The 13,366-nt window shown below is 61.7% G+C and carries 13 protein-coding genes; 9 read left to right on the top strand and 4 right to left on the bottom strand.

The features are described 5' to 3' along the window. The first annotated feature begins 79 nt into the window (after window positions 1–79). A complete protein-coding gene (gene putA / locus ROSMUCSMR3_RS16065) occupies window positions 80–3,511 on the top strand; it encodes a bifunctional proline dehydrogenase/L-glutamate gamma-semialdehyde dehydrogenase PutA (RefSeq protein WP_081508648.1) in 3,432 nt (1,143 codons plus the stop codon). Window positions 3,512–3,523: 12 nt separating this feature from the next. Here the strand turns inward: putA and ROSMUCSMR3_RS16060 are convergent, their stop codons facing one another. Beyond that, window positions 3,524–4,126 carry a LysE family translocator gene (locus tag ROSMUCSMR3_RS16060; protein ID WP_081507957.1) on the bottom strand — a complete coding sequence of 201 codons (603 nt, stop codon included), beginning with the start codon at window positions 4,124–4,126 and terminating at the stop codon, window positions 3,524–3,526. 125 nt (window positions 4,127–4,251) lie between these two features. Between ROSMUCSMR3_RS16060 and ROSMUCSMR3_RS16055 the strand changes: the two genes are divergently transcribed. Then, window positions 4,252–4,998 carry a rhomboid family intramembrane serine protease gene (locus ROSMUCSMR3_RS16055; RefSeq protein WP_081507956.1) on the top strand — a complete coding sequence of 249 codons (747 nt, stop codon included), beginning with the start codon at window positions 4,252–4,254 and terminating at the stop codon, window positions 4,996–4,998. After that, window positions 4,995–5,363 carry a GFA family protein gene (locus ROSMUCSMR3_RS16050; protein ID WP_081507955.1) on the top strand — a complete coding sequence of 123 codons (369 nt, stop codon included), beginning with the start codon at window positions 4,995–4,997 and terminating at the stop codon, window positions 5,361–5,363. The genes ROSMUCSMR3_RS16055 and ROSMUCSMR3_RS16050 overlap by 4 nt, the downstream gene beginning before the upstream one ends. Window positions 5,364–5,372: 9 nt before the next feature. Here the strand turns inward: ROSMUCSMR3_RS16050 and ROSMUCSMR3_RS16045 are convergent, their stop codons facing one another. The 3 genes from ROSMUCSMR3_RS16045 to ROSMUCSMR3_RS16035 form a co-directional block, all read right to left on the bottom strand. After that, the gene (locus tag ROSMUCSMR3_RS16045) at window positions 5,373–5,738 is read right to left on the bottom strand and encodes a hypothetical protein (RefSeq protein ID WP_157667338.1); all 366 of its coding nucleotides are present in this window, start codon (window positions 5,736–5,738) and stop codon (window positions 5,373–5,375) included. 78 nt (window positions 5,739–5,816) lie between these two features. Continuing rightward, on the bottom strand, window positions 5,817–6,602 hold the full coding sequence (locus ROSMUCSMR3_RS16040) for an inositol monophosphatase family protein (RefSeq protein ID WP_037297120.1): 786 nt from the start codon (window positions 6,600–6,602) through the stop codon (window positions 5,817–5,819). A gap of 65 nt (window positions 6,603–6,667) precedes the next feature. Next, window positions 6,668–8,974, bottom strand: coding sequence for a DNA topoisomerase IV subunit A (locus tag ROSMUCSMR3_RS16035; protein ID WP_008279955.1), 2,307 nt, complete (start codon window positions 8,972–8,974; stop codon window positions 6,668–6,670). A 157-nt stretch (window positions 8,975–9,131) separates the two neighbouring features. Between ROSMUCSMR3_RS16035 and ROSMUCSMR3_RS16030 the strand changes: the two genes are divergently transcribed. The 6 genes from ROSMUCSMR3_RS16030 to ROSMUCSMR3_RS16005 all read left to right on the top strand — a co-directional run bounded on the left by ROSMUCSMR3_RS16030 (window position 9,132) and on the right by ROSMUCSMR3_RS16005 (window position 13,345). Then, window positions 9,132–9,752 carry an SH3 domain-containing protein gene (locus tag ROSMUCSMR3_RS16030; protein WP_081507953.1) on the top strand — a complete coding sequence of 207 codons (621 nt, stop codon included), beginning with the start codon at window positions 9,132–9,134 and terminating at the stop codon, window positions 9,750–9,752. Between the two features lie 39 nt (window positions 9,753–9,791). Next, window positions 9,792–10,622, top strand: a complete 831-nt coding sequence (locus tag ROSMUCSMR3_RS16025; RefSeq protein ID WP_081507952.1) for an SDR family oxidoreductase — start codon at window positions 9,792–9,794, stop codon at window positions 10,620–10,622. A gap of 89 nt (window positions 10,623–10,711) precedes the next feature. After that, a complete protein-coding gene (locus ROSMUCSMR3_RS16020) occupies window positions 10,712–10,918 on the top strand; it encodes a twin transmembrane helix small protein (RefSeq protein ID WP_081507951.1) in 207 nt (68 codons plus the stop codon). Window positions 10,919–10,921: 3 nt separating this feature from the next. Then, on the top strand, window positions 10,922–11,494 hold the full coding sequence (locus ROSMUCSMR3_RS16015; protein WP_008279951.1) for a cob(I)yrinic acid a,c-diamide adenosyltransferase: 573 nt from the start codon (window positions 10,922–10,924) through the stop codon (window positions 11,492–11,494). A 166-nt stretch (window positions 11,495–11,660) separates the two neighbouring features. Further along, complete coding sequence (locus tag ROSMUCSMR3_RS16010; RefSeq protein WP_008279950.1) at window positions 11,661–12,419, top strand: electron transfer flavoprotein subunit beta/FixA family protein; 759 nt, start codon at window positions 11,661–11,663, stop codon at window positions 12,417–12,419. Beyond that, window positions 12,419–13,345, top strand: coding sequence for an electron transfer flavoprotein subunit alpha/FixB family protein (locus ROSMUCSMR3_RS16005; protein ID WP_037297306.1), 927 nt, complete (start codon window positions 12,419–12,421; stop codon window positions 13,343–13,345). The genes ROSMUCSMR3_RS16010 and ROSMUCSMR3_RS16005 overlap by 1 nt, the downstream gene beginning before the upstream one ends. Window positions 13,346–13,366 lie beyond the last annotated feature (21 nt).

Genomic DNA, 13,366 nt, shown 5'->3' with positions numbered 1-13,366 from the left:
GACCTGAGATTTCATTCTAATCAGGAAAAGTCACTGGTTCAATGATGCTATGATATGCCATCCAACCATGGGGATCCGCATGCCATACGACACCGATATCCGCCGCGCCATCGAGTTTGCCACCTATGCAGATGAGAGCGAGACATTGGCACGCCTGACCGCTGCCGCAAACCTCTCTGAGGCAGACCGGGCGCGGATCTGCGCGCGCGGTGCCGCGCTTGTTCGGTCCATCCGCGGGCAATCGAGCCCGGGACTGATGGAGGTGTTTTTGGCGGAATATGGTCTCTCGACAGATGAGGGCATCGCGCTCATGTGTCTGGCAGAGGCGCTTTTGCGCGTGCCCGATGCTGACACGATCGACGCGCTGATCGAGGACAAGATCGCGCCTTCGGACTGGGGCAAGCATATGGGGCATTCAACCTCGCCGCTGGTCAATGCCTCGACCTGGGCGTTGATGCTGACCGGCAAGGTGCTCAAGGATGAAAAGCCCGGCCCCGTGGGCCATCTGCGCGGGGCCATCAAGCGGCTGGGCGAGCCGGTGATCCGCACTGCCGTGGGCCGCGCGATGAAGGAGATGGGCCGCCAATTCGTGTTGGGCGAGACCATTCAAGGGGCCATGGACCGCGCGGCGGGGATGGAAAAGAAGGGCTACAGCTATTCCTATGACATGCTGGGTGAGGCGGCGCGTACTGATGCGGATGCCACCCGCTATCACCTCAGCTATTCGCGCGCCATCACGGCGATTGCCAATGCCTGCACGCAGGTCGACATTCGCAGCAACCCCGGCATTTCTGTAAAGCTCTCGGCGCTGCATCCGCGCTATGAGGTGGCGCAGCGCGAACAGGTCATGGCGGTTCTGGTGCCGCGTCTGCGCAGCCTCGCGCTCTTGGCGAAATCAGCCAAGATGGGGCTGAACATCGACGCCGAAGAGGCCGATCGCCTGTCGCTCTCGCTGGATGTGATCGAGACCGTTCTGGAAGAGCCCGCGCTTGCCGGATGGGACGGGTTTGGTGTGGTGGTGCAGGCCTATGGCCAACGCGCGAGCCACGTGATCGACTTTCTCTATGATCTGGCCACGCGGCTTGACCGCAAGATCATGGTGCGTCTGGTCAAAGGCGCCTATTGGGATACCGAAATCAAGCGCGCGCAGGTGGCGGGGATCGACGGGTTTCCGGTCTTTACCTCCAAGGCCGCAACCGATGTGAGCTATATCGCCAATGCGCGCAAGCTTTTGTCGATGACCGACCGCATCTATCCGCAATTCGCCACTCATAACGCCCATACCGCCGCCGCCATCCTTGATATGGGCAGCGACAAGGGCGCGTTTGAATTTCAGCGCCTGCATGGCATGGGCGAGGCGCTGCATGACATCATCCTCAAGGCAGAGGGCACGCGGTGCCGGATTTATGCCCCAGTGGGCGCGCATCGCGATCTCTTGGCCTATCTGGTGCGGCGACTGCTGGAAAACGGGGCGAATTCCAGCTTTGTGAACCAGATCGTCAACGAAGACGTGGCCCCCGAAGAGGTCGCCCGCGATCCTTTTGTGGCGGTGAACGATCCGCAACCGCACTTGCCCAAAGGCCCGGACCTGTTTCAGCCCGAACGGCCCAATTCGCGCGGCTTTGATCTGCGCCATCAACCGACGCTGGACCGGATTGAGGCGGCGCGCGCGCCCTTTGCGCAGCATCGCTGGGAGGCGGCACCGCTGATCGCGGGCATGGCTGCACCGCAAACCCCCGAAACAGTCGAGAACCCGGCAGATCCCGCAGACATGCCGGGCACCGTAGCCTGGGCCAGCAAGGCCGACATCGAGGCGGCGCTGGCCGCCGCAGCGCCATGGAACGCACCTGCCAACGCCCGAGGCGTGATCCTGAACCGCGTGGCGGACCTCTATGAGGAAAATTACGGCGAGATTTTCGCGCTCCTGGCCCGTGAGGCCGGGAAATCCATCCCAGATGCCGTGGCCGAATTGCGTGAGGCGGTGGATTTCCTGCGCTACTACGCCGCCAATGCCCCCGAAGACGCCCCTGTCGGCACCTTTACCTGTATCAGCCCGTGGAATTTCCCTCTGGCCATTTTTACAGGCCAGATCGCGGCAGCACTGGCCGCTGGCAATGCCGTGTTGTCAAAACCTGCCGAGCAGACGCCGCTCATCGCGCATTTGGCAGTGGGCCTCATGCACAAGGCGGGCGTGCCTGCCACGGCGCTGCAACTGTTGCCCGGTGCGGGCGATGTGGGGGCAGCACTTACCTCTGACGCGCGTGTGGGCGGTGTGGCCTTTACCGGCTCGACCGAAACCGCGCTGAAAATCCGCGCGGCCATGGCCAAGCATCTGGCTCCCGGTGCGCCGCTCATCGCGGAAACCGGCGGCATGAACGCGATGATCGTAGACAGCACCGCGCTGCCCGAACAGGCCGTGCAGGCGATTGTCGAGAGCGCGTTTCAATCGGCCGGTCAACGCTGTTCCGCGCTGCGCTGCCTTTATGTGCAAGACGACATCGCACCGCATTTCCTAGAGATGCTGACCGGCGCGATGGATGCGCTGAGCGTTGGCACCCCTTGGCATTTGAGCACCGATTGCGGGCCTGTCATCGACGAAGAGGCGCGCGCCGGAATTGCCGCGCATATCCAGACCGCGCGCGCCGAAGGGCGGCTGTTGCACGAGCTGAAAACCCCGAACGCAGGCACCTATATTGCCCCCACGCTGATCAAGGTTGGTGGGATCGGCGAGATTGAGCGCGAAATCTTTGGGCCCGTCCTGCATGTGGCCACGTTCAAATCCGGCGATCTTGACCGGGTGATCGGCGCGATCAACGCCACCGGCTATGGTCTGACCTTTGGCCTGATGACGCGGATCGACGACCGCGTGCAGCATGTGACCGAGGCGGTGCATGCGGGCAATATCTATGTCAACCGCAACCAGATCGGCGCCATCGTCGGCAGCCAACCCTTTGGTGGCGAAGGCATGTCGGGCACCGGGCCCAAGGCCGGCGGGCCGCATTACCTTACCCGCTTTACCGCGCGCGCAGCGCCGGAACAGGGCGAAAAGTGGACCGAGGCCATGTCGGCCAATGCCGCGCAAAAGGCGCTTGATGCGGCCAATGCCGCCGCCCGCACGCCGCGCGCCGCCCTTGTTCTACCGGGGCCGACGGGGGAATCGAACCGCCTGACCAGCCATGTCCGCCCTGCACTTCTTTGCATGGGGCCGGGGGCAGATCTGGCGGCGGCGCAGGCCCGCGCGGTTGAGGGGCTGGGCGGGGTGGCGGTGATCGCCACGGGCCGCGTTGACCCAGAGGCGCTTGTGACCATGGGCGGCCTCTCTGGCGTGATCTGGTGGGGATGCGAAAGCGAGGCGCGCGCCTATGCCGGGGCCATGGCGCGGCGCGCAGGTCCGATCCTGCCGCTTATCACCGGGTTGCCGGATACCGGCCATGCGCTCCACGAACGGCATGTCTGCGTGGATACCACTGCGGCGGGGGGCAATGCGGCGCTTTTGAGCGGGATGTCCTGAGCCTCGGGTGAATCAGGACAAAAGCATCCACAGGGCCACGGCCCCCAGGGTCACGCCGAAAGCTGTATTCAGTGCCCGCGCGCTTCCAGCGCGGGCAAAAAGCTGGCCCAATCTCACACCCATCATGGTCCACAGGGTAAAGGCCACCAGGTTGTTAAGCGTAAAAATCGTGGTGATACCCAGAACCAACACCGTCCGGTTGGTGTCCGAAATGCTCAGGAATTGTGTGAACATCAACGCGATGATCACATAGGCCTTGGGGTTGAGGAGCAAGAGCACCGCCCCATCCCCAAACGAGGCCGGGCGTGCCTCAATCGCGCTGTCGCGCGCCCCGGCACGCAGCAAACCCCAAGCGATCCAGAAAACGTAGAGTGCACCCGCGAGTTTGAGCAAGACGAAGACCCCCGGCGCAGCCTCAAGCGCGCCGACAAAGCCGAAACCTATGGCGGCGGTCACCAGCCATGTGGCGATGTGATACCCAAAGCTTGCCGGAAACGTCGCCCTCATCCCAAAGCGCGCGCCATTGGCGGCGAAAAAGAGATTGCCGGGACCGGGACTATAGGCCAGCGGCAAAAGAAAAAGCACAAGCGCAAATGCAAGCTGGGTCATCGTCATCTCCTATGGATGGGACAACTTTGCGCACCGATCCCGATATTGGGCGACCCGGTTCTTGCGCAAATCGTGGCGGCGGGTGCAATCACCGGCTTTCCGTCCCCCGTGATCCGCGCTAGCTTTCGCGCATGTTTCCGATCCGCGATCATAATCCTTCGGGGCGCACACCCTATGTCACCTACGGGCTGATTGCGCTCAACGTGGTGATATTCTTGGCCTATTGGCCGCTTTTCTCAGATGAGCGGGCGCTCAATGTCTTTTTCTACGACTGGGCGATGATCCCCGCCAAAGTCACGCAAATCGGTGACTTCACCGGGCTTTTGACCTCGATGTTCCTGCACGGCGGGGTGCTGCACCTAGCGGGCAACATGCTGTTTCTGTGGATTTTTGGCGACAATATGGAGGACCGGATGGGGCATGTGCCCTATCTTCTTTTCTACATTGCCACTGGCGTTGTGGCGGGGCTGGCACAGATCTTGGATAGTCCGGGGTCGATGGTGCCAACCGTCGGGGCCTCTGGGGCGATTGCCGGGGTGATGGGGGGCTATCTCTTGCTTTTTCCGCGCGCGCGGGTCGATATCTTGCTGATCTTCATCGTCTTTTTCCGTGTCATCACGATCCCGGCGGCGATTTTGTTGGTGCTGTGGTTTGCCATTCAGGTGATGGCTGGCCTCGGCAGCGATCCCGATATGGGCGGGGTCGCCTATTGGGCGCATGCGGGTGGCTTCGTGGCGGGCGTCCTTCTGACCCTGCCGATATTTCTGCGGCTGGGCGGCCCGCTTTTCTGGCGGGCGACAGCAGGCACCCCGCCCAATCCAGAGGCTGACTACCGCTTTCGCCGCAGTTCTATTCCAGCCGTGAGAAAACGCCGATGAATACCCCCCTCAAAGTGACCTGCCACTGTGGCGCGGTTGAGCTACGCGTGACGCTCTCGGACGGGCTCGAGACTGCGCGGCGGTGCGACTGCTCGTTTTGCCGCAGGCGTGGGGCAGCGGCGGTTTCGGCCCCCTTGGACAAGGTCGAGGTGGTCCGGGGTGCGGATAATCTGACGCTTTATCAATGGGGTACAGGCACGGCCAAGCACTATTTCTGCAAGACGTGCGGGATCTACACGCATCATCAGCGCCGCTCGAACCCGAATGAATATGGCGTCAATCTTGGGGCTATTGAAGGCGTCAATCCGCGTGATCTGGACCCGATCGGTTGGGTGGACGGGGTCAACCATCCATCAGATCGCTGACCCGGCGCATCAGGGGGCCGACAAAACCCATATGCCGTCCATGAGGCAGCGTTTGGTCCGCAGCCCGCGGGTGGGCTCTGCCCCCTTGGGCCTGAAGCGATGCGCAAGCGTGACACAAGCGCCCTCCACCGAGATGATCCGCACCACACCATCAGCGCGCGTGTTGGGGTTTTTCCAACTCACCTCATCGCCGACTTTTCCGCGCCCTTCCGAATAAAGACTGGCCGCACTACGCATCATGATGTTGACATCGCCTTGAACCATTCCAGAGCGATCCAAATCGCGGAGAATGGCATTTGCCGAAGCTGGGGCTGCCCCCATGAAGACCATGACACCAATGGCAACAGCGTGCGCGAAATTTCTTTTGTGGATCATGGATCGCCTTCCCCGAGTTGTTACACCAATGCTGGAAAGGTAGGTGGCACTCCTCAGGGCGTCAACACAAAGCCCGCCTCAGCCCCGGATCACGCCCGCGAACTTGTCAAAGATCGCCTCGTTGCCGCAGATCACTTCGCCATCGGCCAGAATATTGCCACCAGAGCGCAGCGGTTCGACAAAGCCGCCCGCTTCGCGCACGATGATCACCCCTGCGGCCAGATCCCAGGCGTTCAAACGCCGCTCCCAGAACCCCTCGTAGCGCCCTGCGGCGACATAGGCCATGTCGAGCGCCGCTGATCCCCAGCGGCGCACACCCGCGCAGGTGGGCATCAGCCGTGCCAAATCCTGCAAGGTTTCAGGCAGGTCGGCCCGCCCGCCAAAAGGCAGGCCCGTGGCAAAAATCGACTCGATCATCTTGCTGCGCCCCGAGACACGCAAGCGGCTCTCGTTCATCCAGGCACCTGCACCTTTTTCGGCAAAGAACGCCTCGTCCTTGCTGGCGTCATAGATGACACCTGCCACGACCTCGCCCTTGTGTTCGAGGGCAATGGAAACGGCCCAATGCGGCAGGCCGTGCAGAAAATTGGTGGTGCCGTCCAGCGGGTCGACAATCCAGCGGCGGGTGGGGTCCTGCCCCTCTTCCTCGCCGCCCTCTTCGGCCAGCCAGCCATAGGTCGGACGCGCGCCCATCAACTCGGTCTTGAGGATCTTTTCCGCAGCAATATCGGCGCGGCTGACGAAATCGCCCGCGCCCTTCATGCTGACCTGAAGGTTCTCGACCTCGCGGAAATCCTTGGCCAGTGCCCGCCCCGCTTTGCGCGCGGCCTTGAGCATGACGTTGAGATTGGCACTACCTACCATGGGACGGGCTCCTTTTGGGTCAGGCCGGGGCTATACGCCGCGCATCCGCAACAGACAAGGCCCGATCAGGTAAAGCGGTTGTCACGCGGAAAGCCGCGCGGGGCCATGCGCCCCGATCCAGCGCGCTTGCCCAACCATTCCTCAAGATTGCTTTCCGTGCGGGTGCGCCCTGCGGGATCGCGCCAAGTCAGACCGGCCGCGAGATCAAAGGTGGTGGCATCGGACAACCCACCGTCCTTATATTTCTGAAGCCGCACGCCCTTGCCGCGCCCAAGTTCGGGCAATTCATCCAGAGCAAATACCAGCACCTTGCGATTATCCCCAACACAGGCGACGTGATCGCCCGTCACCGGGCGGCAGACCAAGGCCCGCGCCGGTTCTTTGAGGTTCAGCACCTGCTTGCCGCTGCGGGTCTGGGCGATCACCTCTTCCTCGGGCACGATAAAACCGTCGCCCGCATCAGAGGCGACCAGCAATTTACGCCCCGGTTTATGGATAAGCAGATCGACGATGCCCGCCTCATTGGGCAGATCGACCATCAGGCGCAGCGGTTCGCCCATACCGCGCCCGCCGGGCAGGTTTGACGCGCTCAGCGTATAAAAGCGGCCATTGCTGCCAAAGACCAGAATCCGGTCGGTCGTCTCGGCATGGAACATGAAGCGGGGGCCATCGCCATCCTTGAACTTCAACTCGCGGCTCAGATCGAGATGCCCGGTCATGGCCCTGATCCAGCCCATTTGGCTGCACACCACCGTGATCGGTTCACGGTCGATCATCGCCTCAAGCGGCACGTCTTCGACGCTGCCCGCCTCGGCGAATTGCGTGCGGCGCGCGCCGATGGGATGGGTCTTGCCAAAGGTCTTTTTGACCTCTTTCAACTGATCGGCCACCGCCGCCCATTGCAGGGATACATCGTCGAGCAGATCCTCAAGCCCCGCACGTTCCGCCATCAATGTGTCGCGCTCTGCGCGCAACTCCATCTCTTCCAGACGGCGAAGGCTGCGCAGCCGCATGTTCAGGATTGCCTCGGCCTGCACCTCGGTCAGCCCGGCCTCTGCGGTGGGTGGGGGCGGTACATAGTCCGCCTCAGACATTGCACGCGGCACGGTGCGGCCCCAATCCTCGCGCATCAGTGCCGCCTTTGGATCCTCGTCGTAGCGGATGATGTCGATCACCCGGTCGAGGTTGAGGAAGGCGATAATCAGCCCTTCCAGCACCTCCAGCCGGTGGTCGATCTTTTCCATCCGGTGCACAGAGCGGCGCAACAGCACCTGCTGCCGGAAATCAAGGAAGGCGCGCAGCACCTCTTTCAGCGAGCAGACCTTGGGCGTTACACCGTCAATCAAGACGTTCATATTGAGCGAGAACCGCACTTCCAATTCGGAGTTGCGATACATCATGCCCATCAACACCTCGGGGTCGACATTCTTGGATCGTGGTTCCAACACCAGACGCACGTCATCGGCGCTCTCGTCGCGGACATCGGCAAGGATCGGCACCTTGCGGGTCTGGATCAGTTCGGCAATCCGCTCGATCAGCTTGGATTTCTGCACCTGATAGGGAATTTCGGTCACGACAATCTGCCATTGACCGCGCCCCAGATCCTCCAACTCCCATTTACAGCGCAGACGGAACGCACCGCGCCCGGTCAGATAGGCCTGTGCGATGCTCTCGGGCGGCTCGACGATGACACCGCCGGTGGGAAAATCGGGGCCAGGGATATACTGCAGTAGCGTGTCGTCGCGGGCATCGGGCGACTTGATCAGATGCAGGCAGGCATCAATCAATTCGGCGATGTTATGCGGCGGAATATTGGTCGCCATGCCAACGGCAATGCCCGAAGAGCCATTGGCCAGCAGGTTCGGAAAAGACGCCGGAAGCACGACCGGCTCGCGCAGGGTGCCGTCGTAATTGTCACGGAAATCCACGGCATCTTCGGCCAGACCATCCAGCAGCGCCTCGGCAAAGGCGGTCATCCGCGCCTCGGTATATCGGCTTGCGGCGGGGTTATCGCCGTCGATATTGCCGAAATTGCCCTGCCCATCCACCAGCGGATAGCGCACCGCGAAATCCTGTGCGAGACGCGCCATCGCATCGTAGATCGCCGCGTCACCATGCGGGTGATAGTTGCCCATCACGTCGCCGGAAATCTTGGCGGATTTGCGGAATCCCCCCGAACTGGACAGGCGCAACTCGCGCATCGCGTAGAGAATGCGGCGATGAACTGGCTTCAACCCATCCCGCGCATCGGGCAGCGCGCGGTGCATGATGGTCGAAAGCGCATAGGTCAAATAGCGCTCGCCAATCGCACGGCGGAGCGGCTCTGACACAGCCTCGGGCTGCATATTGGGGTCGTCCAACAAATCACTCATGGATATGGTGATAGCCCTGCCACCCTGCGGCGTAAAGCATCCAGAGGCCACAGGTTTCAATCTTTTCCGATTTCCCCTCATGCGACGGCACGAATCGGATATACTGGGGGCGCTGCCAAGCACTTTAATCTGTCGTATGGTACTGGGGGGATGCGCAATGTGGCGCTTTATTCTTGTGAGCTTTGCTTTTCTGGGATGGTCTTTTTATGAATTGAGCGGCGGGGCTGATTATCGCCCGTCGGCCAATTCCATTCAGGCGCGTGCCCTTCTTGACAATCACCGGCCGCAGGCCCGGCCCTTGCGTGTGAATGTGATCGAACTGGCGCAGGATGGCACACCCCGGCAGGATGCCGAGGTCACGCGCACCATCACCTCGCTGCATGATCTGGGCCTCAGCATGGGTGATAAAGTGGTGCTGACGCTGGCCTCTGCCGAAGGGGACGCAATACCTGATCCCATTTCCCTCAACCTGCCGACCGTGCGTGTGGCAACGCCCACCGCCCTGCCCGACACGCCAGAGGTGGCCCAGCCCGTGCAAGCGGTTGCGCTGGACGGTGAAACGCTGGCCGCGGCCTCAGACTTGCGCCGGGTTTCGGGAAATTCGGTCAATCTACGCACCGGGCCCGGCACTGGTTTTGGTCGCGTGGCCAGCCTGAAGCGCGGCACCGAAGTGATCGTGCTGCGCGACCCCGGTGAAGGCTGGATCAAGCTGCGCGTGGTCGAGACCGGGCGCATCGGCTGGATGGCAGAGACGCTGCTTACGCTGGCCTCTGACTAACTCTTGCATCGCGGCGCGGCGCACGCCACAAGGTCGGGCATGACGCAACGCTCCATCCTGATCACCGGCTGTTCTTCGGGCATCGGCTATAACGCAGCCCACGGATTGCGCGCGCGCGGCTGGCGGGTGTTTGCCGCCTGCCGGCAACAAGCCGATTGCGAACGGCTGCGCGCGGAAGGGTTCGACAGCCCACGCATCGACTATGCCGATGAGGCCAGTATTGAGCAGGCCGTGGCCGAGGTGCTGGCCGCCACCGGTGGGCGGCTGGATGCGCTGTTCAACAATGGGGCCTATGCCTGTCCGGGGTTGGTCGAGGATTTGCCGCGCGGCGCCCTGCGCGAGATTTTCGAAAGCAACTTTTTTGGCTGGCATGACCTGACACGACAGGTGATCCCGGCCATGCGCGCGCAGGGGCATGGCCGCATCGTGCAATGCTCGTCGGTATTGGGTCTGGTTACACTCGGCTGGCGCGGGGCCTACGTGAGCACCAAATTCGCCCTTGAGGGGCTGACCGATACGCTGCGGATCGAAATGCGCGACAGTGGCATTCATGTCTGCCTGATCGAGCCCGGTCCCGTGACCACAAAAATCCGCGAGAATGCCCGCGCGCCATTTGAACGTTGGATTGACTGGGAAAGCGCGCATCGCATGGCCGAATATCGCGACAAGTTGCGCCCGCGTCTTTACGGCCCCTACGCCAAAGACAATTTCGAACTGCCCCCCGAGGCGGTCACCAAGAAACTGATCCATGCGCTCGAAGCGCCCCGCCCAAAGGCGCGGTATTACGTGACCACGCCCACTTACCTCATGGGCACGCTGCGCCGCATTCTGCCCACGCGCCTGCTGGATTGGGTGATCTCGAAAGCGTGACGGGCGCGCGCCCGCGTCATATTTTCCCTTTCGCTTTTCGCCCCGCGCCGCCTAGATGTGCCCCAGCACCAACCCCGAAAGGACACCTTATGCTGCAAGACCCGCTTTTCATCCTCATGGCCGTGGGCTGTATTACGGTGGCGGTGATCCTGATCCGAGGCATTTCCACCTTTGGCAAAGAAGGCGTGGAGAATGCGAAACGATCGAACAAATTCATGCAATGGCGGTTGATCGCGCAATTCATAGCGATCATCCTCATCCTAATTTTCGTATATTTCCGCAGGCAGGGAGGATAATCCATGGTGGTTCTCAACAAAATCTACACGCGCACCGGCGATGCGGGGGAAACAGCACTGGGCAATGGCACCCGCGTGGCCAAACATTCGGCCCGCGTGACGGCCTATGGCACGGTGGATGAGGTCAACGCGACCGTGGGTCTTGCCCGGCTCTATGCCAAGGACGAAACCGACGATGCGCTGGCACGCATCCAGAATGACCTGTTTGATCTGGGGGCTGATCTCTGCCGCCCGGATATGGAGCGTGACAAGGATGCCGAATATCCGCCTCTGCGCATGGCCTCCAGCCAAGTTGACCGGCTGGAAGCCGAGATTGACGCCATGAACAAGCATCTGGAGCCGCTGCGCAGCTTCATTCTGCCCGGTGGATCGCCCTTGGCCGCGCATCTGCATCTATGCCGCACTGTGTCACGCCGGGCAGAGCGCCTGACGGTAGAGTTGTCGGCGCTGGAAAACGTCAACGAATCGGCGCTCAAATATCTGAACCGTTTGAGCGACTGGTTCTTTGTCGCCTCTCGCATGGCCAATGACAGCGGGAAAGCGGATGTTCTTTGGGTTCCCGGTGCCAATCGCTGAAACACTCTGGCAACATTCTTGCGCTGAAAACCTGAAACGCGACGTCGCCGGACGATAACGTGACGATTTTGCCCTGTTTCCCGTGCGGCTGAGCCGGTATCAACGCGCTGGAGAGATTATCCGGGGGGCGCACTGCCCCCCACCACCATTAAGGGAGACCATGCCAATGAAGGTGCTCGTGCCTGTCAAGCGTGTGATCGACTATAACGTGAAAGTTCGTGTGAAGGCGGACGGGAGCGGTGTCGATCTTGCGAATGTGAAGATGTCGATGAACCCGTTTGACGAAATTGCCGTCGAAGAAGCGATTCGCCTCAAGGAAGCAGGCAAAGCCAGCGAAGTCATCGCAGTCTCTATCGGCGTGAAACAGGCGCAGGAAACGCTGCGCACGGCGCTTGCCATGGGCGCGGACCGGGCCATTCTGGTGGTCGCCGCCGATGATGTGCATCAAGACATCGAGCCGCTCTCGGTGGCCAAGATCCTCGCCAAAATCGTCGAAGAAGAGGCCCCCGGCCTTGTGCTCTGTGGCAAGCAGGCGATCGACAACGACATGAACGCCACCGGACAGATGCTGTCGGCGCTTCTGGGTTGGTCTCAAGCCACCTTTGCCTCGTCGCTTGACGTGGACGGCGACACCGCCGTTGTCACCCGCGAAGTCGATGGCGGCTTGCAGACGATCAAAGTCAAGACGCCGACCATTGTCACCGTCGATCTGCGCCTTAACGAGCCGCGTTATGCCAGCCTGCCCAATATCATGAAGGCCAAGAAAAAGCCGCTGGATGAGAAAACCGCCGCCGATTACGGCGTCGATGTCACGCCGCGGCTGGAAATCACCGGCACCTCCGAGCCCGCAAGCCGCGCGGCGGGTGTCATCCTCGGCTCGGTCGACGAGCTGGTTGCGAAACTCAAGGAAGTGGGAGCCGTATGATGTCTGTTCTTCTTCTCGCCGAAGTCACCGATGGGGAATTGTCGCTGGATGCGACCGCCAAGGCGGTCACGGCAGCGGCCAAACTGGGCGATGTGACCGCGCTCTGCTGTGGCGCCTCTGCGGCGGCGGCTGGTGCTGCGGCGGCCAAAATCGCCGGTGTCAAAAAGGTGCTGGTGGCCGAGGATCCCTCGCTTGGGCACCGTCTGGCAGAACCCACAGCGGCGCTGATCGTCAGCCTCGCGGGCGACTATAGCCATATCGTGGCCCCTGCGACCACGGATGCCAAGAACGTGCTGCCGCGCGTGGCCGCACTCCTGGATGTGATGGTGATTTCGGACGCCTCAGGCGTGGTTGATGCCGATACGTTCGAGCGCCCGATCTATGCCGGCAACGCGATTCAGACCGTTAAATCGCGCGACGGCAAAAAGGTCATTTCCTTCCGGACCTCGACCTTTGACGCAGCGGGCGAACAGGCCGCAGCACCGGTCGAGACAATTTCGGCCACGCCGAACCCCGGCCTGTCGGAATGGATCGAAGACAAGGTTGCGGCCTCTGATCGCCCTGAACTGACCTCGGCGGGCGTCGTGGTTTCGGGCGGGCGCGGTGTCGGCTCCAAGGACGATTTCGCACTGATCGAAGGGCTTGCGGACAAGCTGGGAGCCGCTGTTGGGGCTTCTCGCGCCGCAGTCGACTCGGGCTATGCGCCGAACGACTGGCAGGTTGGGCAGACCGGCAAAGTCGTGGCCCCCAACCTCTATGTCGCGGTGGGCATTTCCGGCGCGATCCAGCATCTTGCTGGTATGAAGGACAGCAAGATCATCGTCGCCATCAACAAAGATGAAGAAGCGCCGATTTTCCAAGTGGCCGACTACGGCCTTGTCGCTGACCTCTTTACCGCCCTGCCGGAACTGACCAAAAAGCTCTGATTTGCGGCAAAGCGAAACCGA

The organism is Roseovarius mucosus (assembly GCF_002080415.1).
Lineage (GTDB): Bacteria > Pseudomonadota > Alphaproteobacteria > Rhodobacterales > Rhodobacteraceae > Roseovarius > Roseovarius mucosus_A.
This window is presented reverse-complemented; position numbering and strand designations above follow the sequence as displayed.